The following is a 25,934-nucleotide window of genomic DNA, read 5'->3' on the forward strand; positions in this document are numbered from 1 at the left end:
CTGCATCCCCTCTCACTACACGATTCCCGCAGATCCATGAGCGAAGCTACCGATACCCCCCCCGTCGACGAAAACAAGTTGATCGCCGAGCGCCGTGAGAAACTCAAAGCGCTGCGTGGGCAGGGCATCGCGTACCCGAACGACTTCCGTCGCGAGGACTTCGCCGGCCGCCTGCAGGAAGAATTCGCAGATGCCGAAACCTGGACCGCCGAGGCCCTGGAAGGCAACGGCCGCCAGGTGAAGATGGCGGGCCGCCTGATGGCCAAGCGCATCATGGGCAAGGCCAGCTTCGCGCAGATCCAGGACGAGTCCGGCCGCATCCAGCTGTTCCTGCAGGGCGCGGTGCTGGGCGATGCCTATACCGCCTTCAAGGGCTGGGACGTGGGCGACATCATCGCCGTCGAAGGCGGCCTGACCCGTACCAAGACCGGCGAGCTGTCGGTCAAGGCCGAATCGATCCGCCTGCTGACCAAGTCGCTGCGCCCGCTGCCGGACAAGTGGCATGGCCTGGCCGACGTCGAGCAGCGTTACCGCCAGCGTTACGTCGACCTGATCGTGACCCCGGAGTCGCGCGCGGTGTTCATCAAGCGCTCGAAGATCATCCGCGCCATGCGCGCGTGGCTGGACAATCGCGACTTCCTGGAAGTCGAGACGCCGATGATGCATTACATCCCCGGCGGCGCGGCGGCCAAGCCGTTCACCACCCACCACAATGCGCTGGACCTGGACCTGTACCTGCGCGTGGCGCCGGAGCTGTACCTCAAGCGCCTGACCGTGGGTGGCCTTGAGCGCGTGTACGAGATCAACCGCAACTTCCGCAATGAAGGCGTCAGCACCCGCCACAACCCGGAATTCACCATGATGGAGCTGTACGAGGCCTATGCCACGTACAACGAGATCATGGACCTGACCGAAGGCGTGATCCGTGACGTGGCCAAGGCCGTCAATGGTGGCACCGAGGTCGAATGGGACGGCGCGAAGATCGACCTGGGCCCGGCATTCCGCCGCTGGCGCATGGACGAGGCAGTCCGCCACCACAACCCGGAAATCTCCGTCGCCGATTGCACCGACCGCGATGCGCTGCTGCGTCATTGCGAGCGCCTGAAGATCCGCGTCAAGCCGTCCTACGGCTGGGGCAAGCTGCTGCTGGAGATCTTCGAGGCCACCGTCGAGCACACCCTGATCCAGCCGACCTTCATCACCGACCATCCGGTGGAGGTCTCGCCGCTGGCCCGTGCCAACGACAATGACCCGGGCTACACCGACCGCTTCGAGCTGTTCGTCAACGGCAAGGAGCTGGCCAACGGCTTCTCCGAGCTGAACGATCCGGAAGACCAGGCCCAGCGCTTCCAGGCCCAGGTGGCGGCGAAGGAAGGTGGCGATGACGAGGCCATGCACTACGACGCCGACTACATCCGTGCGCTGGAGTACGGCATGGCACCGACCGGCGGCCTCGGCATCGGCGTGGATCGCCTGGTGATGCTGCTGACCGGCAGCAGCTCGATCCGCGATGTACTGCTGTTCCCGTACATGCGTCCGGAGCAGTAAGTCGCCTTTTTGACTCCCGATTGTGCGCGCCGTCCCGAAACGAGACGGCGCGATTGACGCGTCCCGCACTCGGCGTATCGTAATTGCACTACCTTGACGCCCGTTATGGCTTGATCGGCGCCAGGGGGAGGGCACGGTGTGGGGAGTCCGCTTCACATTGTGATGACGATCATGAATCGGGACGCATGACACGGGAGTCAGGCCGATGCAGGGTGCGAGCGTTCGCAGCGGCAGAGTATCCTCGCCTGCTGATGATCCAGCGTGGTCGAGAAACCAGGCAGAGTACGCGTTGAACATCGTCATCGTTGACGACCAGACTTCGGCCCGGACGATGCTGCGTCACGTCATCGAAGACATCGCGCCGGAACTGAGCGTGTATGACTTCGGAGACCCGCTGACCGCATTGGCCTGGTGCGAAGCCCATCCGGTCGACCTGCTGCTGCTCGATTACCGCATGCCGGAGATGGATGCGGCTGGAATTCGCCCGTCGTTTCCGTCGTCTGCCCAAGCACCGTGACATTCCGGTGATCCTGATCACCGTGGTCGGTGACGAGCCGATCCGGCAAGCGGCACTGGAAGCAGGCGTCATCGACTTCCTGGTCAAGCCGATCCGCCCGCGCGAGCTGCGTGCGCGCTGCTACAACCTGCTGCAGCTGCGCCAGCAGACCGAGAACGTGAAGCAGCGGGCGCTGTCGCTGGAGCAGCGCCTGCTGGCCAGCATGCATGAGGTCGAAGAGCGCGAGCGCGAGACGCTGTCGCGGCTGGCACGCGCGATCGAGTTCCGTGATGCCGGCACCAGCGCCTACCTGGAGCGCATGGCGCGCGTGGCCGGACTGATCGCCGAACAGCTCGGGCTGCCCGAAGAGGAGGTGCGCCTGATCGAAATGGCTGCGCCGCTGCATGACATGGGCAAGATCGCCATTCCCGATGCGGTGCTGCTCAAGCAGGGCAAGCTCAACGAGGAAGAGCTGGCGATCATGCGCCGGCACCCGCGGATTGGCCATGAACTGCTGAGCGGCAGCCAGAATCGCTTCATCCAGGTTGGCGCGTTGATCGCACTGCGTCATCATGAGCGCTATGACGGCAGTGGCTATCCCGATGGGCTGGTCGGCGACGCGATTCCGCTGGAAGCGCGCATCGTGGCCGTCGCCGATGTCTTCGACGCCCTGATTTCGCCCCGTCCGTACAAGGAAGCATGGACCATGGAAGCCACTCTGGCTTATCTCTACGCCCAGCGTGGCCGCCTGTTCGATCCCCGATGCGTGGACGCGCTGCTGCGCGGCCGCGAACAGCTCGACCAGATCTGCGCCGAGCATTCGATGGCGTCCGCGCGCCCGGGGCTGGGCGCGTGAAACGCCTGTTGTCGCAGCTGCGGCTGCGCCTGTCCCAGCGCCAGGACAGCGAGCACGGCCAGCAGATCGTCCGCATCGTGCTGATCAGCCTGATCCTGGCCTACGTACTGTTGCCGGCACCGCGCCACGATCTGCCGCACACCCAGTACGTCGGTGTGCTGGCGATCGTGCTGACCGGCCTGAGCCTGTCACTGTTGCTGTTCGGCTGGCTGCTGTGGCGGCCGGCGCGTTCCGATCCGCGCCGCGTGCTGGGCATGCTGGCTGACTACGGCCTCATTGCTGCCGGCATGGTGCAGATGGGTGAGCCGCTGGCCTGGGTCTACATCGTGGTGATGTGGGTGACGGTCGGCAATGGCATGCGCTTTGGCAACCACTATCTGTACGTTGCGGTGGCCATGGCGATGGTGAGCTTCGGTTGCACCGTGATGCTGACGCCTTACTGGCAACAGAATTTCCGCCTGGCCATCGGCCTCTGGCTGGGCCTGGCAGCGGTGCCGCTGTACTTCTCGACATTGCTGCGGCAGCTGACCGAAGCGATGGCCGAGGCGCGCCGCGCCAGCGAGGCCAAGAGCCGGTTCCTGGCCAACATGAGCCATGAGTTCCGCACGCCGTTGAACGGTCTCAACGGCATGACCGAAGTGCTGGCCACCACGCGCCTGGATGACGAGCAGCGCGAGTGCCTCAACACCATCCAGGCGTCGTCGCGCAGCCTGCTGGCACTGGTGGAGGAAGTGCTGGACATCTCGGCCATCGAGGCCGGCAAGCTGCGCGTGGTGGCCGAGGACTTCGCCGTGGCCGACGTGATCCAGGCGATCGGTCTGATCCTGTTGCCACAGGCCAAGGCCAAACGGCTGGATTACCGGGTGAAGGTGGCCGATGGTGTGCCGCCACGCGTGCGCGGCGATGTCGGGCACCTGCGGCAGATCCTGCTGAACCTGGCCGGCAACGCGGTCAAGTTCACCGACCATGGCCGGGTCGAGATACGTGTCGGCGTGGTGCAGGCCGATGCCAGCGGGGCGGTGCGGTTGCGCTTCGACATCCTCGACACCGGCATCGGCGTGCCACCTGCCATGCGTGCACGGCTGTTCGACGCGTTCGAGCAGGCCGATGTCAGCATGGCGCGCCGCCACGAGGGGACGGGGCTGGGCACGACCATCGCCAAGGGCCTGGTCGAGGCGATGGACGGTGACATCGGCTATCTGGAAAACCCGCCGCGCGGCAGCCACTTCTGGGTCGAGCTGCCGTTCGCGCCGCCGCAGCCGCAGGTGCCGGGCGCGGTGCCGAGCCTGAGCGGCGACGAAGACGCGGGCCCGGGCGGCAACGTGATCGCTTTTGCCGATCCGTTCCTGCGCCATCGCGCCCGCGTGCGCAGCATGCAGATCCTGGTGGCCGACGACCACGAGGCCAACCGCATGGTCCTGCAGCGCCTGCTGCAGAAGGCCGGCCATCGCGTGCTGTGCGTGGACGGCGGTGAGGCGGTGCTGGATGCGCTGGCCGACAGCGAGTTCGACGCGGTCATCGTCGATCTGCACATGCCGGGCATGAGCGGGCTGGACATGCTCAAGGAACTGCGGGTGATGCAGGCCGGCGGCGGTCCGCGCACGCCGGTACTGGTACTCAGTGCGGATGTAACGCCCGAGGCGATCCAGCGCTGTACCCAGGCCGGCGCACATGCCTTCCTGGCCAAGCCCGTCGTTGCGGTGCGCCTGCTCGATACGCTGGCCGAGATCGCCAGCAATGCCCAGCTGAAGACCATGGCCCCACCGGTGGTGCGACCGGCGGCGCCGCTGCAGGATGGCGTGCTCGACAGCAGCGTGCTGGACGAACTGGCTTCGCTGGGCATGGGCGAGGGCTTCGAACGTGAGTTCATCCGCCAGTGCCTGGAGGACGTGGCGAGCTGCATGGGCAAGGCCGAGCAGGCCGGCGAGGCCACGCAGTGGGATGTGTTCCGCGAACAATCCCACGCGATCAAGGGCGTGGCCAGCAACCTCGGCCTGATGCGCGCGTCCAACCGTGCCGGCGAGCTGATGCGGATGGCCGACTGGCAGCTCAAGACCGAATGGCGTCCGCGCCTGGGCATCCTGCAGGAGGCGATCAAGGAAGGCCGGCGCGCGCTGGACGCGCGGGCCGAACGCCGCATGCGCGGCGCCGCCGATGATGGTGAAGCGCGCTGAGGCGTGGCGTGGACCCAAAAAAAGCCCGGTGGCCAGCCGGGCTTGAACCCATCCTGGGGGAGGGGAGGAATCAGGCCGCGTCGAGACTGGCGCGACGGGTCTGGGCCTTGATCAGGCGATCCATGGTGCGCAGCGAGCGGTCGCCGAGTGCAAGGGCGGAATCGACCCATACCTTGGTGATCTCCAGCAGTTCGTCGTAGCTGACCGGCTGGGCGATGGCGCGTGCGGCATTCATCGCCAGATAGGACTGCGGCGTGCGCTGCTGCTGGCGGATCAGTTCCTCGACCGCCGCCCGGCCTTCGCCCTTCTTCACCAGCACGTCGACCACGCCCATGGCATGCATCTCCTCGGCACTGTAGACCCGGCCGTCGAGGATGATCTTCTCGGCCAGATGGGGGGGCACGCGCCGGCACAGGAAGGAGTACGCACCCATGCCCGGGAACAGGCCGAACAGCACCTCCGGCAGGCCCAGTCCGCTGCCTTCCTCGGCGACGATGGTGTGGCAGGCCAGGGCCATTTCCAGGCCGCCGCCGAGGGCGTCACCCTGGATCAGCGCGATCGAACGGACGTCGCCACCGAACCCGGTATGCAGGTGGTGCACGCCCTCCACGCAGCGCTGGGCGTAGTTCAGCAGGAGGTCGCGGTTGCCTTCGCGGATCAGGCGGGTGAACAGGTCCAGGTCGCCGCCCAGGTTGTAGGCGACGGCATCGGAGGCCAGCACGAAATGCCGCAATGTCCCGTTGTGGCGTTCGGCAGGGCTGCGGGTGATGGCCGCCATGTAGCTCCACATTTCGTCGAGCATGTCCTTGCGGCAGCAGGGGCGGATCCCGGTGGCGGCATCGGCGTGCATGAACAGCCAGTGGGCAGCGCCATCGGCGCTGTCTTCGGTACGGATGGTGGCGAACGGTGAGCCGCTTGAAGGCAGCTTTTCGATGGTACTCATGGAAGGGTCCTCGGCATGCGGCCCGCAGTGTCAGGTGGGTGGCCGGCGGGCCGAACGGTCCACACACGCGGCGATGCTACACCGCCTCAGCGGCGTCGCATGCGAAAGGGCCCGGGACGTTTCCGCCCCGGGCCCTGCACTGTCCAGATTGCCGCAAACCCTTACTGGGCGGGCGTATCGCGGAGTTCGCGACGGAGGATCTTGCCGACGTTGGTCTTCGGCAGCTCCTTTCGGAATTCAACGATTTTGGGGTGCTTGTAGCCGGTCAGGTTGGCCCGGGCATGCTCCTTGACCATTTCGGCGGTCAGGTTCGGGTCCTTCTTCACGATGACCACCTTCACCACCTCGCCGGACTTGTCGTCCGGGACGCCGACCGCGGCCACTTCCAGCACGCCCGGCATCATCGCGATCACGTCCTCGACTTCGTTCGGGTACACGTTGAAGCCGGACACCAGGATCATGTCCTTCTTGCGGTCGACGATGTAGAAGAAGCCGTGTTCGTCCATCTTGGCCATGTCGCCGGTATGCAGCCAGCCGTCCGCGTCGATGGCCTTGGCCGTTTCCTCCGGGCGCTGCCAGTAGCCCTTCATCACCTGCGGGCCCTTGATGCAGAGCTCGCCGACCTCGCCCAGCGGCAGGATGGCACTGTTGTCATCCTTGATGCAGGCATCGGTGGAGGGGATCGGCAGGCCGATCGAGCCGTTGTACTCGGTCAGGGTAAGCGGGTTGATGCAGGCTGCCGGCGAGGTCTCGGTCAGGCCATAGGCCTCGACCAGGGTCACGCCGGTAACCTTCTTCCAGCGCTCGGCGACGGCGCGCTGCACCGCCATGCCGCCGCCCAGGGTGACCTTCAGCGAGGAGAAGTCGACCGTGTCGAAACCGGGGGTGTTGAGCAGGCCGTTGAACAGCGTGTTGACGCCGGTGATGGCGGTGAAACGCACCGACTTGAGCTCCTTGACGAAGCCCTTCATGTCGCGCGGGTTGGTGATCAGGTGATTGCAGCCACCGAACTTCATGAAGACCAGGCCGTTCGCGGTCAGCGCGAAGATGTGGTACAGCGGCAGGGCGGTGATGATCCACTCCTTGCCCATCTCGATGCCGGACGCACTGATCCAGGCCGAGGCCTGCTGCATGTTGGCGATCAGGTTGCGGTTGGTCAGCATCGCGCCCTTGGCCACGCCGGTGGTGCCGCCGGTGTACTGCAGGAACGCGATGTCGTCGTGGTCGATCTCGACCTTGGGCAGGCTGTGGCGGCTGCCGAGCTTGAGCGCCTGGCGGAAGCGCACCGCGCCCTTGAGATGGTAGTTGGGCACCATCTTCTTGATGTACTTCAGCACGAAGTTGACGATCACGCCCTTGGCGCCGAGCAGGTCGCCCAGGCCGGTGGTGACCACATGCTTGACCGGCGTATCGGCGATGACCTGCTCGACGGTGTCGCCGAAGTTGTCGACCACCACCAGCGCGGTCACGCCGGCATCGACCAGCTGGTGCTTGAGCTCGCGGGCGGTGTACAGCGGGTTGACGTTGACCACGGTCAGGCCGGCGCGCAGCACGCCGAAGGTGGCCACCGGGTACTGCAGGCAGTTGGGCATCATCAGGGCGACGCGGTCACCCTTCTTGAGCTTGAGCTCACCGAGCAGGTAGGCCGCGAACTGTTCGACCAGCGCGTCGGTCTCGCCGTAGGTGAGGACCTTGCCGAAGCTGGAGTAGGCGGGACGGTCGCGGAATTTCGCGACGGAAGCGTCGAAGACCGAAGCTACCGAATGGAACTCGTTGACGTCGATCTCGGCGGGAACGCCTTTCGGATAGCTCTGCAGCCAGGGACGATCCAGACTCATATTCCCCCTCCAGGAATCGTGATGTATTAGGTCCGGCCCTGAGCGTATCGACAACGGCCGGTCATTGCAGCATACCCCGCCGTAGGGAAAACGCGAAGAGGCCCCGAAGAGCCTCCTTGCTGGGTAGTGCCGGCCGCTGGCCGGCATCTGCGCTGGACGGACCATACGATGGATGCCGGCCAGCGGCCGGCACTACCGTGGCCCCAAACGGGCCGGCTGCGTCAACCCTGCTTGCGAACGGGTGCGCCGTTGGCCTTGTAGTACGGCGCGGTGCTACGGGCGAGCGGGGTGCGGCCGCGGATCACGTCGGCCAGCTTCTCGGCCATCATGATGGTCGGCGCGTTGAGGTTGCCGGTCACCACCTGCGGCATGATCGAGGCATCGACGATGCGCAGGCCTTCCAGCCCGTGCACGCGGCCCTGGCCATCGACCACCGCCATCGGATCGTCGGCATGGCCCATCTTGTTCGAGCACGACGGGTGATAGGCAGTCTCGGCGTGCTCGCGCACGAACGCATCGATCTGCGCGTCGGTCTGCAGCGCGCTTCCCGGCGAGATCTCGCGGCCGCTGTACGGGGCCAGTGCCGGCTGCGCGAAGATCTCGCGGGTGATGCGGATCGCCGCACGGAACTCGCGCCAGTCCTGGTCGTGCGACATGTAGTTGAACAGGATGCTCGGATGTTCGCGCGGGTCCTTCGAGCGCACGTGGATGCGGCCGCGGCTGGGTGAGCGCATCGAACCGACGTGCATCTGGAAGCTGTGCGCCTTGATCGGGTTGGAGCCGTTGTAATTGATCGCCACCGGCAGGAAGTGGTACTGCAGGTTCGGCCAGTCGAATTCGGCGTCGCTGCGGATGAAGCCACCGGCCTCGAACTGGTTGCTGGCGCCGATGCCGGTGCCCAGGAACAGCCACTCGGCACCGATCGCCGGCTGGTTGTACAGCTTCAGTGCCGGCGCCAGCGACACCGGCTTCTTGCACTCGTACTGCAGGTACATCTCGAGGTGGTCCTGCAGGTTGGCGCCGACGCCCGGCAGGTGGTGCACCAGGTCGATGTCCAGGCTGCGCAGCAGGTCGGCCGGGCCGACGCCCGAGCGCTGCAGGATCTGCGGCGAGGCGATGGCACCGCCGCACAGCAGCACTTCGCGGCGGGCGGTGGCGCGCTGCGGCTGGTCGCTGTGCAGCCACTGCACGCCCACGGCGCGCTTGCCCGAGAACAGAATGCGGTCGGTCAGCGCGTGGGTGACGATGGTCAGGTTCGGGCGCGGCTTGGCCAGGTCCAGGTAGCCGCGGGCGGTGCTGGAACGACGGCCCTTCGGGGTCACCGTGCGGTCCATCGGGCCGAAACCTTCCTGCTGGTAGCCGTTGAGGTCGTCGGTGCGCGGGTAGCCGGCCTGCACGCCGGCTTCGACCATCGCAGCGAACAGCTCGTTGTTGCCGGCCTTCGGCGTGGTAACGCGCAGCGGGCCGTCGCCACCGTGGTAGTCATTGGGGCCGATATCACGGGTTTCGGCCTTGCGGAAGTAGGGCAGGCAGTCCAGGTAGGTCCAGTCTTCCAGGCCCGGCATGCTGGCCCAGTTGTCATAGTCCATCGCGTTGCCGCGGATGTAGCACATGCCGTTGATCAGCGACGAGCCGCCCAGGCCCTTGCCGCGGCCGCAGTCCATGCGGCGGTTGTTCATGAAGGGCTCGGGATCGGTCTTGTACGCCCAGTTGTAGCGCTTGCCCTGCAGTGGGAAGGCCAGTGCCGCCGGCATCTGGGTACGGAAGTCGAGCCGGTAGTCCGGGCCACCGGCTTCCAGCAGCAGCACACTGACATCGGCATCTTCGGTGAGGCGGGTAGCCAGCACGTTGCCGGCCGAACCGGCGCCGATGATGATGTAGTCGTACTCGTTGTGGGTGCTCATGGGTGTCTCCTGCAGGCCGGGGCGCGCTGCATGCAGGCGTCCCGGCGGGATGTCGGATCGGCGCGGTGGCCGGACGATGGGGCGTGCTGGCGGCGCGCCGGTCAGAACACGCTGGCGTAGTCGCCCAGCTCGACCTGCACCGACTTGATGCGGGTGTAGTGGCCGAGGGTCGAGATGCCGTTCTCGCGGCCGACGCCGGATTCCTTGTAGCCACCGACGGGCATTTCGGCCGGCGATTCGCCCCAGGTGTTGATCCAGCAGATGCCGGCTTCCAGGCGGTGGATGATGCGGTGGGCGCGGCTGACGTCCTTGCTGACCACGCCGGCGGCGAGGCCGAAGGTGGTGTCGTTGGCACGACGCACCACTTCGTCTTCGTCGTCGTAGGCGAGGATGCTCATCACCGGCCCGAAGATCTCTTCCCGGACAATCGTCATGTCATCGCGGCAGTCGGAGAACACGGTCGGCAGCACGTACGCGCCATTGGCCAGCGCGCCTTCGGTGGCACGGCCGCCGCCGGTCAGCAGGCGGGCGCCTTCGGCCTTGCCGCTTTCGATGTAGCGCAGCACGTTTTCCATGTGCGGGAAGCTGGTCAGCGGGCCGAAGTTGGTCTCGGCGGCCATCGGGTCGCCGATGCGGATGCGCTTGACGCGCTCGACAACGGCGGCCTCGAACGCGGCCAGCATGCTGCGCGGCACGAACACGCGGGTGCCGTTGGTGCAGACCTGGCCGGAGCTGAAGAAGTTGGCCATCACCGCGATGTCGGCGGCGCGGTCCAGATCGGCGTCATCGCAGATCACCAGCGGCGACTTGCCGCCCAGCTCCATGGTCACTTCCTTCAGCGACGAGGACGCCGCGCTGGCCATGACCTTCTTGCCGGTGGCGACGCCGCCGGTGAAGGAAATCTTCTCGATCACCGGGTGCTCGGTCAGCCACTGCCCGATCTCGCGGCCCGGGCCCTGCACGACGTTGAACACGCCGGCCGGCACGCCGGCTTCGGTGTAGATCTCGGCCAGCCGGATCGCGGTCAACGGGGTCACTTCGGACGGCTTGAACACCATCGCATTGCCGGCGGCGAGGGCCGGGGCCGACTTCCACATGGCGATCTGGATCGGGTAGTTCCAGGCGCCGATGCCGGCCACCACGCCCAGCGGTTCGCGGCGGGTGTAGAAGAAGCTCGATTCGCGCAGCGGCAGCTGGATGCCTTCGATGGCGGTGGCCAGGCCAGCGTAGTACTCGACCACGTCGGCGCCGGTGACGATGTCCACGGTGGTGGTCTCGGCCAGCGCCTTGCCGGTGTCCAGGGTTTCCAGGTGGGCCAGTTCGTCGTTGCGCTCGCGCAGGAGCTCGACGGCGCGGCGCAGGATGCGCGAGCGCTCCATGGCCGTCATCGCGGCCCACACCTTCTGGCCTTCGGCCGCGCTCTGCACGGCGCGCTCGACGTCGGCCTGGCTGGCAACCTGCACTTCGGCGATCACCTCACCGGTGGCCGGGTTGACGGTCTTGAAGGTCTTGCCGCTGGTGGCATCGACGCGCTGGCCGTGGATGTAGAGCTGTTGGACGGGCAGGGTGGTCATGGGGCGTACTCCTTGGAAGGGGGCGGGTGCTGAAGCGCTTATAGCGCGGCAGCCTGCAACTGGAAGTCGATGTAGCCGTAGGCGATGCGCCGCGACTTGTCGGCGTTGAACTGGCCGCCGACCAGGCTGCCACGCAGCCACAGGCCGTCGATCATCGCGGCCAGGCCACGGGCGGCCAGGCGGGCCTGCGGGTGGGGCAGCAGGCGGTTGAACTGGTGGCACAGGTTGGAGAACAGGCGCTGGTCGTTGGCGCGCTGCAGCCGGGCCAGTTCCGGCTGGTGCATGCTGGCGGCCCAGAACGTGAGCCAGACGCGCATTGCGGTACCGTTGATCTGGCTGTCGTCGAAGTTGCCATCGACGATGGCACGCAACTGCTCGCGGGGGTCATCGCTGGCCTCGGAGCGGTAGCGGGCGACGGCGTCCTTCAGTTCGCGCAGGATCTGCCGCATTGCAGCATTGAGCAGGCCGTCCTTGTCGCCAAAGTAGTGGGCGACGATGCCGCTGGACAGCCCTGCCTTCTTCGCGATGGTGGCGACGGTCGCGTCGGCCATGCCGATCTCGTCGATGGTCTGGAAAGTGGCCCGGATCAGCTGTTCGCGCCGTACCGGTTCCACGCCTTTCTTCGGCATTGTCTCTCCATGGATTGCGACCCGAAGGATCGGCTGCCCGCCATTATGCTTTTTATTGATTGAACGTTCAATCAATAAACCCTAGGATGCGCTCGCGCCCCACGCCATGGGCCCGGTTTACCGGTCCGGCCCCGCCCATGTGCTCCCCCGGACTGATGAGACGATCCCATGTCTTCCCTGGCTCATCCCAAGCGTTCGCCCCTGCGCTTGAACCGTTTTGTCTTTCTCAGCTCCTCGGTGTCGATCGGCATCCTCGGGCTGCTCACCGTTCTCTATCCCGAAGGCAGCGAGCACTGGCTGCAATGGGCGCAGGCCGAGGTGTCGGCCGCGTTCGGCTGGTGGTACATGCTGCTGATCGTGCTGTGCCTGGGCTTCGTGCTGTGGCTGGCGTTCTCGCCGTATGGCCGCATCCGCCTGGGCCACAACGAGGAGTCACCGGCGTTTGGCTACGTTGCCTGGGTCTCGATGCTGTTCTCGGCCGGCATCGGCATCGCGCTGCTGTACTACGGTGCCTACGAGCCGCTGGACCATTTCCTGCATCCGCCCGGGCAACCCGGCGGGACCGTGGCCGCCGGCCGCGAAGCGATGGTGCTGACCTTCCTGCACTGGGGCCTGCACGGCTGGGCGCTGTACGCGCTGGTCGGCGTGGCGCTGGGCTACTTCGCGTACCGCCGCGACCTGCCGCTGGCGCTGCGTTCGGCGCTGTACCCGATCTTCGGTGAGCGCATCCACGGCCGCATCGGCGACATGGTCGATGGTTTCGGCATCCTGGCCACGCTGATCTCGATGGTGACCAACCTCGGCATCGGCGCGCTGGTGGTGCAGTCCGGCCTGGTCTACCTGTTCCACATCCCGGATACGCCGCAGGTGCTGGTGGCCATCGTGCTGGTGATGATGGTGGTGGCCACCATCGGCGTGGTCGCCGGTGTGGAAAAGGGCATTGCCTGGCTGTCCAACCTCAACGTGCGCCTGCTGTGTGGCCTGCTGCTGTTCGTGCTGGTCACCGGCCCGACCCTGCACCTGTTCGACGGCCTGATCCAGAACACCGGCGATTACCTCGGCGCGTTCGTGCGCAAGAGCTTCGACATGTACCTCAACGACCCGAAGGGCCGTGAGTGGATGGGCTCGTGGACGCTGTTCTACTGGGCCTGGTGGATCGCCTGGGCGCCGTTCGTCGGCCTTTTCGTGGCGCGCATCTCGCGCGGCCGCACCATCCGCGAAGTGATCATGGGCGTGCTGCTGATCCCGCTCGGCTTCACCCTGGCCTGGCTGTCGATCTTCGGCAACACCGCCATCGACCTGGTGCTCAACCACGGCCAGGCGATCCTGGGTGAGGTGGCCCAGCACGATGCGGCGATGACGCTGTTCAAGTTGCTGGAATACCTGCCCGGCGCGCCGTACGTGGCCGGTGCCGCAGTGGTGATCGGCTTCGTGCTGTTCCTGACCCCGGTCGACTCGGGCACGCTGATGATCGCCAACCTGTGCACCCGTCGCGTTGACGATGGTGTGGAAGACGGCCATGACGCGCCGATCTGGCTGCGCGTGTTCTGGGCGGCCGGCATTACCGTGGCCAGCGTCGGCCTGCTGCTGGCCGGCAATTTCAGTGCGATGCAGACGGCGGTGGTGCTGTGTGGCCTGCCGTTCTCGTTCACCCTGGCGTTCTACATGTGGGGCCTGCTGAAGGCGCTGCGCACCGACCCGGACGCACCCCGCCGCTGAGCGCGTCTGTAGAGCCGAGCCCATGCTCGGCTGCTGTTGGCGCAGAAGCAGCCGAGCGCAGGCTCGGCTCTACAGGGGGGCATCGCAGACGGAAAGGGCCGGACCCGCAAGGATCCGGCCCTTTTCCGTTACTTGGCTGCCAGCTGGCGCAGCACGTACTGCAGCAGGCCGCCATGACGGAAGTACTCGACTTCCTTCGGGGTCAGCAGCATCACCGAGACCTCGAAGGTCTTCTTCGTGCCATCGGCCTTGGTCGCGGTGACCGTGGCGCGCTTGCTGGCACCGTCCTGCAGGCCGGTGATGTCGATCACTTCCGAGCCGTCCAGGCCCAGGCTCTGCGCGTTCTCGCCGTTGCGGAACTGCAGCGGCAGCACGCCCATGCCGACCAGGTTGGAGCGGTGGATGCGCTCGAAGCTTTCGGCGATGACCGCCTTCACCCCCAGCAGCAGGGTGCCCTTGGCCGCCCAGTCGCGCGACGAACCGGTGCCGTATTCCTTGCCGGCCAGCACCACCAGCGGCACCTTGTCGGCCTTGTACTTCATGGCCGCATCGTAGATCGCCAGCTTCTCCGGCTGGCCACCACCGGCGGGGTAGTACAGGGTGTTGCCGCCTTCCTCGCCACCGAACATCAGGTTCTTGATGCGGATGTTGGCGAAGGTGCCGCGGACCATCACGTCATCGTTGCCGCGGCGGCTGCCGTAGCTGTTGAAGTCGGCCGGCTGCACGCCGCGTTCCTGCAGGAAGCGGCCCGCCGGCGAGTCCTTCTTGATGTTGCCGGCCGGGGAGATGTGGTCGGTGGTGATCGAATCGCCGAACAGGCCCATCACGCGTGCGCCGTGCACGTCGTCGATGCTGCCGGTCTGCATGGTCATGCCATCGAAGTACGGCGGGTTCTTGATGTAGGTGGAGGCACCGCTCCACGCGTACAGGTTGCCGTCCGGCGAGGCGATGGTGTTCCAGCGGGTGTCGCCCTTGAACACGTCGGCGTAGTTCTGCTTGAACATCTCCGGGCCGATGGTGGCGGCGATGACATCGCCGATTTCCTTGTTGCTCGGCCAGATGTCGCGCAGGAACACCGGCTGGCCATCGCTGCCGGTGCCCAGCGGCTGGGTGGTCAGGTCGATGTCGGTGGTGCCGGCGATGGCATAGGCCACCACCAGCGGCGGGCTGGCCAGGTAGTTCATCTTCACTTCGGGGTGCACGCGACCCTCGAAGTTGCGGTTGCCCGACAGCACCGAGGTGACCACCAGGTCGCCGGTGGCGATGCCGGCGCTGACTTCGGTCGGCAGCGGGCCGGAGTTGCCGATGCAGGTGGTGCAGCCGTAGCCGACCACGTAGAAGCCGATCTTCTCCAGCTCCTTCAGCACGCCGGCCTTTTCCAGGTAGTCCGTGACCACGCGCGAGCCCGGCCCGAGCGAGGTCTTCACCCACGGCTGGCGGTTCAGGCCCTTGGCGGCCGCATTGCGGGCCAGCAGGCCGGCACCGATCATCACCGCCGGGTTGGAGGTGTTGGTGCAGGAGGTGATGGCGGCGATGACCACCGCGCCATCCTTCAGCCGCACCTTGCGGCCTTCGATCTCGATGTCGGCGAAGCCCTTGGCCAGCTGCTCGTTGCCGACCGCCGCGCCGCCGCCCTCATTGACGAACGAGGAAACATCATCACTGCGCTTGTCGCGGTTGCTGGTCATGCCAACCAGTGCTTCGCGGTAGTTCTTCTGCACGTCCTCCAGCAGCACGCGGTCCTGCGGACGCTTCGGGCCGGCCAGCGACGGCTTCACCGTGCCCATGTCCAGTTCCAGCGTGGTGCTGTACTGGGCATGCGGGCTGCCCGGTTCGTGCCACAGGCCCTGTGCCTTGGCATAGGCTTCGACCAGGTCGATCTGCTCTTCGCTGCGGCCGGACAGGCGCAGGTAGTTCAGCGATTCGGCGTCGATCGGGAAGATGCCGCAGGTGGCGCCGTACTCCGGGGCCATGTTGCCGATGGTGGCACGGTCGGCCAGCGGCAGGTGCTGCAGGCCGTCACCGTAGAACTCGACGAACTTGCCGACGACGCCCAGCTTGCGCAGCATCTGGGTGACGGTCAGCACCAGGTCCGTAGCGGTGGCACCCTCGGGCAGCTTGCCGGTCAGCTTGAAGCCGACCACCTGCGGAATCAGCATCGACGACGGTTGGCCGAGCATGGCGGCCTCGGCTTCGATGCCGCCCACGCCCCAGCCAAGCACGCCGATGCCGTTGATCATGGTGGTGTGGCTGTCGGTACCGAACACGGTATCGGGGTAGGCGATCGCCTTGCCGTCCTTGTCGGCGGTCATCACTACGCGGGCCAGGTTCTCCAGGTTCACCTGGTGGACGATGCCGGTGTTCGGCGGCACCACCTTGAAGTTGTCGAAGGCCTTCTGGCCCCAGCGCAGGAAGCCGTAGCGTTCCTGGTTGCGCTGGAATTCGATCTTGCCGTTGAGGTCCAGCGCGTCCGGCTTGCCGAACACATCGACCTGCACCGAGTGGTCGATGACCAGTTCGGAGGGGATCTGCGGGTTGATCTGCTCCGGCGAGCCGCCCAGCTTGACGACCGCGTCGCGCATCGCGGCCAGGTCGACCACGCAGGGCACGCCGGTGAAGTCCTGCAGGACCACGCGCGCCGGCATGAAGGCGATCTCGGTGTCCGGCTCGGCCGCCGGGTTCCAGCGGGCCACGGCTTCGATGTGGTCCTTGCCGACGGTGATACCGCCGTCCTCGTGCCGGAGCAGGTTCTCCAGCAGGATCTTCATCGAGTAGGGCAGGTGGGAGATATCGAAGCGCTGGCCCAGCGTGGGCAGGCTGAAGTAGTCGTAGGTCTTGCCGCCGACGTTCAGCTGGCTGCGGGTGGAGAACGAATCGCTCATGCGGGGTAACTCCTTCTTGCGGATGGCTTGCAGTGGCCCGCGCATGGGCGGGCCTGCTTGCGGTCGCCGCGGGCCTGACGGCCCCGGTCGTCCCAGTATGAACCTCAGACTGAATGGATTCATCCGGGCCGGGTCCCGGCCTGCGGCATCGGTTCCAGACTACAGGGGAAGGTGTATGGCGTATGTCACGTTTGTGGCCGATCCTTTGCGAGGCAAGGGCTGGCGGGGCGCCGGTCCTGTTCAGGGTGGAAGTATGCCCGGGGAAGTATGTATAATTTGTGCATACTCTGGAGGGCCTACCGATGGAAGCCACTGTTGCAGAACGCGGACAGATCACCCTGCCCAAGGCGGTGCGTGATGCCCTCGGCCTGACCAAGGGCACGCTGCTGAAGGTCGAGCTGGACGGCAGCCGCATCATCCTGCGCAAGAGTGTTGACGATGCGATTTCACGGGCGCGCGGCAAGTTTGCGCTGGACGGCTTCGAATCGTCCGACGCAGCGGTACGCGCGGTGCGTGACGAGGAATAAGCCGTGATGATCGCCGTCGATTCACCGGTGCTGGTCGAGCTGCTCAGCAATGGTCCGCAGGCCGATGCCGTGGAAGCCATCCTCCGGCAGAGCCTGGTCGGTGGCCGCGTGGTGGTCTGTGGCGCGACCCTGGCCGAGGTCTGCGCATCGCTGCGCGGCGGCGCCGAGGTGCTCGAAGCGCTGGAAGAAATGGGCGTGCACTTCAACCCGATGGAAGCCAAGTCGGCGCTGCGCGCCGGCGAGATGCACCGCCGTCATCGCCAGCGCGGCGGCAGCCGCCGCAGCCTGGACGAATTCATGGTCGGCGCCCACGCACTGCTGCAGTGTGACGGCCTGATCACCTGGAACGACACGTTTTACCGCGACTACTTCAAGGGCCTGAAGCTGATCGTGCCGCACGCCTGAGCCCACTTTGTTATTTCAACCTACGCATTACCCGGGAGTTGTCATGTTGGAAGCCTACCGCCACCACGTCGCCGAGCGCGCTGCGCTTGGCATCCCGCCGCTGCCGCTGAGCGCGCAGCAGACGGCCGATGTCATCGAACTGCTGAAGAACCCGCCGCAGGGCGAGGCCGAGTTCCTGCTCGACCTGCTGACCCATCGCGTGCCGGCCGGTGTCGATGACGCGGCCAAGGTCAAGGCCTCGTACCTGGCGGCGATCGCCCTGGGCAGCGAGCAGAACCCGCTGATCAGCCGCGAGCGCGCCACCGAACTGCTGGGCACCATGCTCGGCGGTTACAACGTGGCCCCGCTGGTGCAGTTGCTGGACGACGCCAGCGTCGGCACCATCGCCGCCAACGGCCTGAAGAAGACCCTGCTGGTGTTCGATGCGTTCCATGACGTGCAGGAAAAGGCCAAGGCCGGCAACGCCAACGCCCAGGCCGTGCTGCAGAGCTGGGCCGATGCCGAGTGGTTCACCAGCAATCCGGAAGTGCCGCAGAGCCTGACCGTCACCGTGTTCAAGGTGCCGGGCGAGACCAACACCGACGACCTGTCGCCGGCACCGGACGCGACCACCCGCCCGGACATTCCGATGCACGCCCTGGCGATGCTGAAGAACAAGCGCGACGACGCGCCGTTCACCCCGGAAGAAGACGGCAAGCGCGGCCCGATCCAGCAGATCCTCGACCTGAAGGACAAGGGCCATCTGGTCGCCTACGTCGGCGACGTGGTCGGCACCGGTTCCTCGCGCAAGTCGGCCACCAACAGCGTGCTGTGGTGGACCGGCGACGACATTCCGTTCATCCCGAACAAGCGCGCCGGTGGCGTCTGCCTGGGTTCGAAGATCGCCCCGATCTTCTACAACACCATGGAAGATGCCGGCGCGCTGCCGATCGAGCTGGACGTGTCGAAGATGGAACACGGCGATGTGGTCGAGCTGCGTCCGTATGAAGGCAAGGCGCTGAAGAACGGTGAAGTGATCGCCGAGTTCCAGGTCAAGTCCGACGTGCTGTTCGACGAAGTGCGTGCCGGTGGCCGCATTCCGCTGATCATCGGCCGTGGCCTGACCGGCAAGGCGCGCGAAGCGCTGGGCCTGGCCCCGACCGATCTGTTCCGCCTGCCGGTGCAGCCGGTCGACACCGGCAAGGGCTTCTCGCTGGCGCAGAAGATGGTCGGCCGCGCCTGTGGCCTGCCGGAAGGCCAGGGCATGCGCCCGGGCACCTACTGCGAACCGAAGATGACCTCGGTGGGCTCGCAGGACACCACCGGCCCGATGACCCGCGACGAGCTGAAGGACCTGGCCTGCCTGGGCTTCTCGGCCGACCTGGTGATGCAGTCGTTCTGCCATACCGCCGCGTACCCGAAGCCGGTGGACGTGAAGACCCACCACACCCTGCCGGAGTTCATCTCCACCCGTGGCGGCGTTTCGCTGCGCCCGGGCGACGGCGTGATCCACAGCTGGCTCAACCGCATGCTGCTGCCGGACACCGTCGGCACCGGTGGTGACTCGCACACCCGTTTCCCGGTGGGTATTTCGTTCCCGGCCGGTTCGGGCCTGGTCGCCTTCGCCGCGGCCACCGGCGTGATGCCGCTGGACATGCCGGAGTCGGTGCTGGTGCGCTTCAAGGGCAAGATGCAGCCGGGCGTGACCCTGCGTGACCTGGTCAACGCGATCCCGCTGTACGCGATCAAGTCGGGCCTGCTGACCGTGGCCAAGGCTGGCAAGAAGAACATCTTCTCCGGTCGCATCCTGGAAATCGAAGGCCTGCCGGAGCTGAAGGTCGAGCAGGCGTTCGAACTGTCCGATGCCTCGGCCGAGCGTTCGGCGGCCGGTTGCTCGGTGCGCCTGAACAAGGAACCGATCATCGAGTACCTGACCAGCAACATCACCCTGCTGAAGTGGATGATTGCCGAGGGTTACCAGGACCCGCGTTCGCTGCAGCGTCGCATCGAGAAGATGGAAGCTTGGCTGGCCAACCCGCAGCTGCTGGAGCCGGATGCCGACGCCGAATACGCCGCCGTCATCGAGATCGACCTGGCCGACATCCACGAGCCGATCGTGGCCTGCCCGAACGACCCGGACGACGTGAAGACCCTGTCCGAAGTGGCCGGCGCCAAGATCGACGAAGTGTTCATCGGTTCGTGCATGACCAACATCGGTCACTTCCGCGCCGCTGCCAAGCTGCTGGAAGGCAAGCGTGACCTGCCGACCCGCCTGTGGGTGGCCCCGCCGACCAAGATGGATGCTTCGGAGCTGACCAAGGAAGGCGTGTACGGCACCTTCGGCGCTACCGGCGCGCGCATGGAAATGCCGGGCTGCTCGCTGTGCATGGGCAACCAGGCGCAGATCCGCGAAGGCTCCACCGCGATGTCGACCTCGACCCGCAACTTCCCGAACCGCCTGGGCCGCAACACCAACGTGTACCTGGGTTCGGCGGAACTGGCGGCGATCTGCTCGCGCCTGGGCCGCATCCCGACCAAGGAGGAGTACATGGCGGACATCGGCGTGATCAACGCCAATGGCGCGGAGATCTACCGCTACATGAACTTCGACCAGATCGAGGAATACCAGGACGTGGCCAAGACGGTCGCTGCCTGATGCGGTAGTGCCGGCCGCTGGCCGGCATCTCGTTGAAATGAAGAACCCCCGGTGAAAGCCGGGGGTTTTTTGTGGACAGGGCACTTTCGGAGAAATTGTAACGCGCGCGGGCAGGATGTTTCCCACGCCTGCAGGCCACTGTATGAAAACAGATAAGTTCGCTGAACGAGTAGGCTATGTAATTTTCAGTTCGGAAGATGATGAATACGTTGTAGGTCTGGATGGGGCGCTGCGCTCCCTGCAACGCGCTGCAGGCCTGCATCCGTTGAACCGCAGGATCGTCGAGTATCAAAGGCCCGGCGAAGCGGGGGTGCGTTTCATGATGCTGGAAGACGGCAGCATCTCGTCTTCCCTGTACTACCGACTTGCGCCTTTTCAAACCGCGGCAGGACTGGATGACCAACTGCTGTTGGCCCAAGCCGATGGAGGATGGGGTGTAATAGATCCTACGGGTGCTTGGCTGATTCCTCCTCGCTACCGTCGGATACAAACATTGGGTCCGAATCTGGTCGCGGCATTCGAACGACTGGGATATGACCCCGGGTATCACATACTCGATCTGCGCGGTAATGCGGTGGCTGATTTCACGCCGCATGATCCCTCACCGGAGTTTTTGGCGGATGGAACAAGGGTCTATGCCCTCTCACTGCGGGGTCGCTGGGGTCTGCTGGATGAGTCGGGGCGGTGGAGGCTGGCACCCCGCTACGGCTACGTGAGTGTTTCGAAGGGCTTGGTTTTCGTGCGTGACCGAAACAGTGCCGGTGATGTTACGGTTAATTTTCTTGACCCAGACACAGGAACGACGCTGTTCGAACAGGGATTTCTATCGATTCATCATCAAGCGGATGGTCTGTTTGAGACGTTGAAGACAGATCAGACCTTGGAGCTGATCAAGCTTGACGGGACCGTTCTGGCGAGCCTGCATCCACGTCCAGCTGATAGTCGGACCATGACTGATTGGAGTCGCTGAAGCCTGGCGCGATTCAAATGGCTGACAGGACGTTCCTACATCGCATTACGACCAAGGGTAGGTTCATCGCCGATACCTCCTTGATTGAAGCCTGGCGCGGTATTTCCTGCGCTTTGTCGTCAACTCGTCGATACAAAGGTTCCGGATAACTGCCCCGGATAGCTGTGCTCTTCTCGATTTTTTCAAGGCGATTGGCGATCATGTCCCGTTGAACTGAGATGCATCACCGGAACAGGGAAGCGGACAATGAAGGACATAAGTGGTTTGGCTGGATTCCATGGAGCGGGAAGGTCAGCTACCAAGCTGAAGCCAGTCGTCGAGTCATGGATGGAAATTCTTACCACGTATAGCCGGCGCAACTCGAACGATGCGCTCTGGTGGTACAACGAACGTGCGACGTTGAGCAGCCTTGCGGGCGCTGCGTGGAGGGTGAGTTCCGGCCGTTGGATGGCCATTGAGGAGTTCAGCAGTAGTAAGCGGGCACGTGTCCGCGCCAACTTGATGGAGGACAGCGCGCCACATGGCCGGGTGGAGAGTGGTTCAATCAGTCCGGGCAGAGTCGATCTGCTTTTGACAAATGGCAGGAACCAGTTTGCGATAGAGGCCAAGCAAGCGTGGCAGCCCATTGGTCGAGAGGCGGTCGATTGCCGTGTGCATATGCGCCGCGCGATGGCTGCAGCGTGGAAGGACGCAGGCCACCTGCTGCTTGACGAAGGTGATCACCGTTTGGCATGCACGTTTGTTGTTCCTTATATTGCACCGGGTATTGCCGATCGGGTAGGGGATGTAACCAGCATCATCGAAGGTTGGCTTGAACAGGAAATGTCGGGCCTGAAGGCGGACGCCATCGCTTATCACTTTCCCGGTTGTACCCGTGACCTCAGATCGATCAAGGAGTACGTCTATCCCGGTGTGGTTATGCTGCTCAGGGAGCGGAAGAGGGCCGTCAAGCGGGAAAGGCTGATACAGCAGTGAAAGTGGAGATCTTCCATGAGCCATGGTGCTCATGAATGCACGTTTTCCACTGGGGTTTCGGGCTTCGCCGGGCGACTTCCCGAGCTGTCTGGGCCGCATCCCGACCAAGGAAGAGTACATGGCCGATGTGGGCGTGATCGCCGCCAGCGGCGCGGAGACCTACCGCTACATGGACTTCGACCAGATCGAGGAATACCAGGACGCGGCCAAGACGGTCGCTGCCTGATCCTGCTGATCGGTTGATGATGTAAACGAAGAACCCCCGGTGAAAGCCGGGGGCTCTTCGTTATGCACCGGGCTAGACTTGCCGCTTCGTTTCTTGGAGTACACGGGTGTCGCAGGATCGATTGAGAGGGAGCCGCTCCCGCTGCTGGCGCTGCGTTGGCAGTGCGGTGGTGCTGGCCACGGTGATGATGGCCCACAGCGCCATGGCGCAGCAGGAGACGCAGCAAGCGGTTGTCGAGAACGTTCGCCCCCGCGCACGTGCCGGCATCAATCGTGATGGAGACCAAGCACAACAACCCGCCGCGCTATCCATCACAGGCCTTTCGCGATGAGAAAGAGGGCGAAGCGATCCTGATGGTGCAGGTGGCTGCCGACGGGCAGTAGGTCAGTGCCACCGTACTGCAGAGCACTGGCTGGCCGGAGCTGGACGAGGCCGCGCAGGCGGCGACTCGCAAGTGGCAGTACCTGCCGGCGAGCGAAGGCGGTGTGCCGGTGCCCGGAGAGATCCGCGTGCCGGTGTCGTTCAAGCTGTGGTGATGTTACGGGCGTGTCGAACGGGTTGCATGTGACGCTCGCGGCGCAACGCTGGAGTTCAATAGAGCCGAGCCTACGCGCGGCTTGCCGGTGCGGGCCTGAAAAGCAGCCGAGCGTGGGCTCGGCTCTACAGGGGCCTGTCAGCCGCGGGCGAGGGCGAGCAATCGCTCGGCGATCCGCTCCAGCGGCACCTGTTCCTCGGCCGCGCCCAGCTTGAACGCGGCGCCGGGCATGCCCCAGACCACGCTGGTGGCTTCGTCCTGCACCAGCGTCGGCGCGCCGGCCTGGCGCATTTCCAGCAGGCCGCGTGCGCCGTCGTCGCCCATGCCGGTGAGGATGGCACCGATCGCATTGCCACCGGCGTTCTGCGCGACCGAACGGAACAGCACGTCCACCGCGGGCTTGTGGCGGTTCACTGCCGGGCCATCGTCGACGCGGCAGCGCCAGCGCGCACCGTCGCGGATGATCCGCAGGTGCTTGCCGCCGGGTGGCAGGTAGGCATGGCCAGGCAGCACCGCTTCGCCATCGCTGGCCTCGCGCACGGCCATCGCCGAGTGCCGGTCCAGGCGTTCGGCGAAGGCACTGCTGAAGCTGGCCGGCAAATGCTGGGTCATCACCACGGCGGGCGCGTCGGCAGGCATGCCTTCCAGCACCACGCGCAGCGCTTCGGTGCCGCCCGCCGAGGAACCGATCGCGATCAGTCGGTCGGTGGTGCGGAACTGCGGCGCGGCCGGGCGTATCGCGGGCGCGGCGTCCAGCATGAGCTTCGGCGCGGCAGCGCGCACCAGCGGACGTACCCGCGAGCGCGCCGCCATCTTGACCTTGGCGATGATCTCGTCGGCGTAGCCCTGCAGGCCGCGGGCCACGTCCAACTTCGGCTTGGACACAAAATCCACGGCGCCCAGCGCCAGTGCCTGCAGGGTGGTGTCGGCGCCGCGCTCGGTGAGCGAGGAGATCATCACCACCGGCAACGGGTGCAGGCGCATCAGGTTTTCCAGGAACGCCAGCCCGTCCATGCGCGGCATTTCCACGTCCAGGGTGATCACGTCCGGGGCCAGTCGCTTGATCTTTTCACGGGCCAGCAGCGGGTCGGCGGCGGTGCCGACCACGTCGATGGCGGGATCGCTGGACAGGATCTCGGTGAGCATCTGGCGCACGACGGCAGAGTCGTCGACGATCAGCACCCGGCAGGGGGCGTTGCCGGTAAAGGTCATTCGAACAGCTCCACGCCACCGGTGACCGGCGCCTTGGACAGGCGCGCACGCACCGCCGATTCGGTGGCGGCCACTTCGGCCTCATGCGCATGCGGCAGGCGCTGCACCACCACGCGGCCGGTGTCGGCGAAGAACCAGATCTTGCGCGGATGGATGCCGCACAGGTCCTCGGCGATGATCGGGATGTGCTCGGCCTGCAGGTACTGGCGCACGAACTCGGCGTTGCGGGTGCCCACTGGATTGCTGGTGAAGCCCTTGAGCACGTTGGCGCCGCCGAACACCTTGGCTTCGATGCGCTTGCGGTGGGCGCCCCGCTTGAGCATGTCGTTGATCAGCAGTTCCATCGCATAGCTGCCGTAGCGTGCGGGTGCGCCGTCACCGGCGTTGCCCTCCGGCAGCAGGAAGTGGTTCATGCCGCCGATCTTCAGCACCGGGTCGCGCAGGCAGGCCGCCACGCAGGAGCCCAGCGTGGTGGTCAGCGCAGTGGTGTCATCGACCACCAGGTACTGGGTCGGCAGCAGCTTGGCGGCGATGGTCTGGAAGCGCGCATCCTGGTAGCGCATCACATCGTCGGTACGCAGCGAGGCATTCATGCGCCGGCCTTTGCCGCACGGCGGTACAGGGTGCGGCCGCAGGGCTGGATCAGGTCGGCGGCGTGCAGGTAGTTCTCCGAATGGCCGGTGTAGAGCAGGCCGTCATCGGCCAGGTGCTGGACCAGGCGACCGAGGATGGCGCGCTGGGTCGGCTTGTCGAAGTAGATCATCACGTTGCGGCAGAACAGCGCGTCGAACGGGCCGCCGACGTCGTAGCGCGGGGCGAGCAGGTTCAATGGGCGGAACTCGATCAGTTCGCGCAGCGCCGGCAGCACGCGGCACTGGCCTTCGTTGGGGCCGCTGCCGCGCTGGAAGTAGCGGCGGCGCAGGTCCGGATCGAGGCTGGCGACGCGATCGATGTTGTAGACGCCGCGGCCGGCGGTGGCCAGCACCTGGGTATCGACGTCGGTGGCAATGATGCGTACCGGCGGCTTCAACGTGCCGAAGGCCTCGCAGGCGGTGATCGCCATCGAGTAGGGCTCTTCGCCGGTGGACGCCGCGCACGACCACAGCAGCAGTGGGGCGCGGCTGGAGCGCTGTTGGAGTTCCTCGCGCAGCTTGTCGAAGTGATGCGGTTCGCGGAAGAACGAGGTCAGGTTGGTGGTCAGCGCGTTGGTGAACGCCTGCCATTCGTCACCATCTTCCTGCTCCAGATGGTCCAGGTACTGCTGGAAGCTGCGCATGCCCAGCGTGCGCAGGCGGCGCGACAGGCGGCCATAGACCATGTCGCGCTTTGCCGGCGCGAGGGCGATGCCCACCCGCTGGTAGATCAGGTCGCAGACGCGGCGGAAATCGCGGTCGGCGAACTCGAATTCGCGCGGGCCGGTGACGATGGGGGTAGGACTTTGCACGGGGGACGTGTCCATCGGCAGAGGCGGCGGCCGCAGCCGCCGCGGGTGGGTCTCAGAATTCCTGCCAGTCGCTGTCGCTGGCGGCGAAGGTGCTGGCGTTGCTGCTGCGGCGGACCGGAGCGGGCGTGCTGGTCGGCTGCGGGCGTGCCACGGTGGTGATACGGGCCGGCTCCGCGCGCGCGGCCACGGCCTTCACTGCGGCGGACACCTGGTTGTCGAGGCGGAAGATCGCCACGGCGTCAGCCAGCTGGCCGGCCTGGTCCTCCATTGCGCGTGCCGCAGCAGTGGCTTCTTCCACCAACGCAGCATTCTGCTGGGTGGTTTCGTCCATCTGCACCACGGTCTGGTTGACCTGCTCGATGCCCGCCGACTGTTCCTGCGAGGCCGCAGAGATCTCGGCCATGATGTCGGTCACGCGCTGCACCGAGGCGACGATCTCGCC

At 65.7% G+C, this 25,934-nt stretch carries 18 protein-coding genes and 2 pseudogenes; 10 read left to right on the forward strand and 10 right to left on the reverse strand.

Annotation, left to right across the window (positions count from 1 at the left end):
• Positions 1-36 precede the first annotated feature (36 nt).
• The 3 genes and pseudogenes from lysS (at position 37) to AC5P7I_RS11965 (ending at position 5,074) form a co-directional block, all read left to right on the forward strand.
• Positions 37-1,548, forward strand: a complete 1,512-nt coding sequence (gene lysS / locus AC5P7I_RS11955) for a lysine--tRNA ligase (RefSeq protein WP_049440102.1) — start codon at positions 37-39, stop codon at positions 1,546-1,548.
• Between the two features lie 205 nt (positions 1,549-1,753).
• Positions 1,754-2,900, forward strand: a pseudogene (rpfG, locus tag AC5P7I_RS11960) (cyclic di-GMP phosphodiesterase response regulator RpfG).
• Positions 2,897-5,074, forward strand: coding sequence for a response regulator (locus tag AC5P7I_RS11965; protein ID WP_180835313.1), 2,178 nt, complete (start codon positions 2,897-2,899; stop codon positions 5,072-5,074). The pseudogene rpfG and the gene AC5P7I_RS11965 overlap by 4 nt, the downstream one beginning before the upstream one ends.
• A 70-nt stretch (positions 5,075-5,144) precedes the next feature.
• Here AC5P7I_RS11965 and AC5P7I_RS11970 read toward each other — a convergent pair whose 3' ends face one another.
• From AC5P7I_RS11970 to betI, 5 genes are all read right to left on the reverse strand, one after another.
• Entirely contained in the window at positions 5,145-6,017 is an 873-nt protein-coding gene (locus AC5P7I_RS11970; protein WP_262087529.1) for a crotonase/enoyl-CoA hydratase family protein, read from the reverse strand.
• A 161-nt stretch (positions 6,018-6,178) separates the two neighbouring features.
• The gene (locus tag AC5P7I_RS11975) at positions 6,179-7,855 is read right to left on the reverse strand and encodes a long-chain fatty acid--CoA ligase (RefSeq protein WP_014647008.1); all 1,677 of its coding nucleotides are present in this window, start codon (positions 7,853-7,855) and stop codon (positions 6,179-6,181) included.
• 221 nt (positions 7,856-8,076) lie between these two features.
• On the reverse strand, positions 8,077-9,759 hold the full coding sequence (gene betA / locus AC5P7I_RS11980) for a choline dehydrogenase (RefSeq protein WP_014647009.1): 1,683 nt from the start codon (positions 9,757-9,759) through the stop codon (positions 8,077-8,079).
• Positions 9,760-9,860: 101 nt separating this feature from the next.
• Positions 9,861-11,333 carry a betaine-aldehyde dehydrogenase gene (gene betB / locus AC5P7I_RS11985; RefSeq protein WP_014647010.1) on the reverse strand — a complete coding sequence of 491 codons (1,473 nt, stop codon included), beginning with the start codon at positions 11,331-11,333 and terminating at the stop codon, positions 9,861-9,863.
• Between the two features lie 38 nt (positions 11,334-11,371).
• Complete coding sequence (gene betI / locus AC5P7I_RS11990) at positions 11,372-11,962, reverse strand: transcriptional regulator BetI (RefSeq protein WP_262087532.1); 591 nt, start codon at positions 11,960-11,962, stop codon at positions 11,372-11,374.
• Positions 11,963-12,130: 168 nt separating this feature from the next.
• On the opposite strand from betI, the gene AC5P7I_RS11995 reads away from it, so the two are divergent.
• Positions 12,131-13,681, forward strand: a complete 1,551-nt coding sequence (locus AC5P7I_RS11995) for a BCCT family transporter (RefSeq protein WP_014647012.1) — start codon at positions 12,131-12,133, stop codon at positions 13,679-13,681.
• A gap of 128 nt (positions 13,682-13,809) precedes the next feature.
• Here the strand turns inward: AC5P7I_RS11995 and acnA are convergent, their stop codons facing one another.
• Positions 13,810-16,563, reverse strand: a complete 2,754-nt coding sequence (gene acnA / locus AC5P7I_RS12000; RefSeq protein WP_169411802.1) for an aconitate hydratase AcnA — start codon at positions 16,561-16,563, stop codon at positions 13,810-13,812.
• Positions 16,564-16,865: 302 nt separating this feature from the next.
• Here acnA and AC5P7I_RS12005 point away from each other — a divergent pair, with 302 nt between their 5' ends.
• The 6 genes from AC5P7I_RS12005 to AC5P7I_RS12030 all read left to right on the forward strand — a co-directional run bounded on the left by AC5P7I_RS12005 (position 16,866) and on the right by AC5P7I_RS12030 (position 22,837).
• On the forward strand, positions 16,866-17,090 hold the full coding sequence (locus AC5P7I_RS12005) for an AbrB/MazE/SpoVT family DNA-binding domain-containing protein (protein ID WP_005409505.1): 225 nt from the start codon (positions 16,866-16,868) through the stop codon (positions 17,088-17,090).
• 6 nt (positions 17,091-17,096) lie between these two features.
• A complete protein-coding gene (locus AC5P7I_RS12010; RefSeq protein WP_005416402.1) occupies positions 17,097-17,495 on the forward strand; it encodes a type II toxin-antitoxin system VapC family toxin in 399 nt (132 codons plus the stop codon).
• Positions 17,496-17,538: 43 nt separating this feature from the next.
• Positions 17,539-20,130, forward strand: coding sequence for a bifunctional aconitate hydratase 2/2-methylisocitrate dehydratase (acnB, locus tag AC5P7I_RS12015; RefSeq protein WP_014647014.1), 2,592 nt, complete (start codon positions 17,539-17,541; stop codon positions 20,128-20,130).
• 142 nt (positions 20,131-20,272) lie between these two features.
• A complete protein-coding gene (locus AC5P7I_RS12020) occupies positions 20,273-21,100 on the forward strand; it encodes a WG repeat-containing protein (protein ID WP_262087535.1) in 828 nt (275 codons plus the stop codon).
• Between the two features lie 327 nt (positions 21,101-21,427).
• Entirely contained in the window at positions 21,428-22,075 is a 648-nt protein-coding gene (locus AC5P7I_RS12025; RefSeq protein WP_262087539.1) for a hypothetical protein, read from the forward strand.
• Between the two features lie 648 nt (positions 22,076-22,723).
• Positions 22,724-22,837: a TonB family protein gene (locus tag AC5P7I_RS12030; protein WP_232017610.1), complete on the forward strand. Its 114-nt coding sequence runs from the start codon at positions 22,724-22,726 to the stop codon at positions 22,835-22,837.
• A gap of 137 nt (positions 22,838-22,974) precedes the next feature.
• On the opposite strand, the gene AC5P7I_RS12035 is transcribed toward AC5P7I_RS12030, so the two are convergent.
• The 4 genes and pseudogenes from AC5P7I_RS12035 to AC5P7I_RS12050 form a co-directional block, all read right to left on the reverse strand.
• Positions 22,975-24,048, reverse strand: coding sequence for a protein-glutamate methylesterase/protein-glutamine glutaminase (locus AC5P7I_RS12035; protein ID WP_014647016.1), 1,074 nt, complete (start codon positions 24,046-24,048; stop codon positions 22,975-22,977).
• The gene (gene cheD / locus AC5P7I_RS12040) at positions 24,045-24,641 is read right to left on the reverse strand and encodes a chemoreceptor glutamine deamidase CheD (protein ID WP_014037083.1); all 597 of its coding nucleotides are present in this window, start codon (positions 24,639-24,641) and stop codon (positions 24,045-24,047) included. The genes AC5P7I_RS12035 and cheD overlap by 4 nt, the downstream gene beginning before the upstream one ends.
• On the reverse strand, positions 24,638-25,507 hold the full coding sequence (locus AC5P7I_RS12045; RefSeq protein WP_049407415.1) for a CheR family methyltransferase: 870 nt from the start codon (positions 25,505-25,507) through the stop codon (positions 24,638-24,640). Before AC5P7I_RS12045 ends, cheD begins: the two co-directional genes overlap by 4 nt.
• Positions 25,508-25,544: 37 nt before the next feature.
• Positions 25,545-25,934 (reverse strand): annotated as a pseudogene (locus AC5P7I_RS12050) (methyl-accepting chemotaxis protein); the annotation flags it as partial.

The sequence above is a fragment of the Stenotrophomonas sp. YJH_SMC_138 genome (assembly GCF_059369855.1).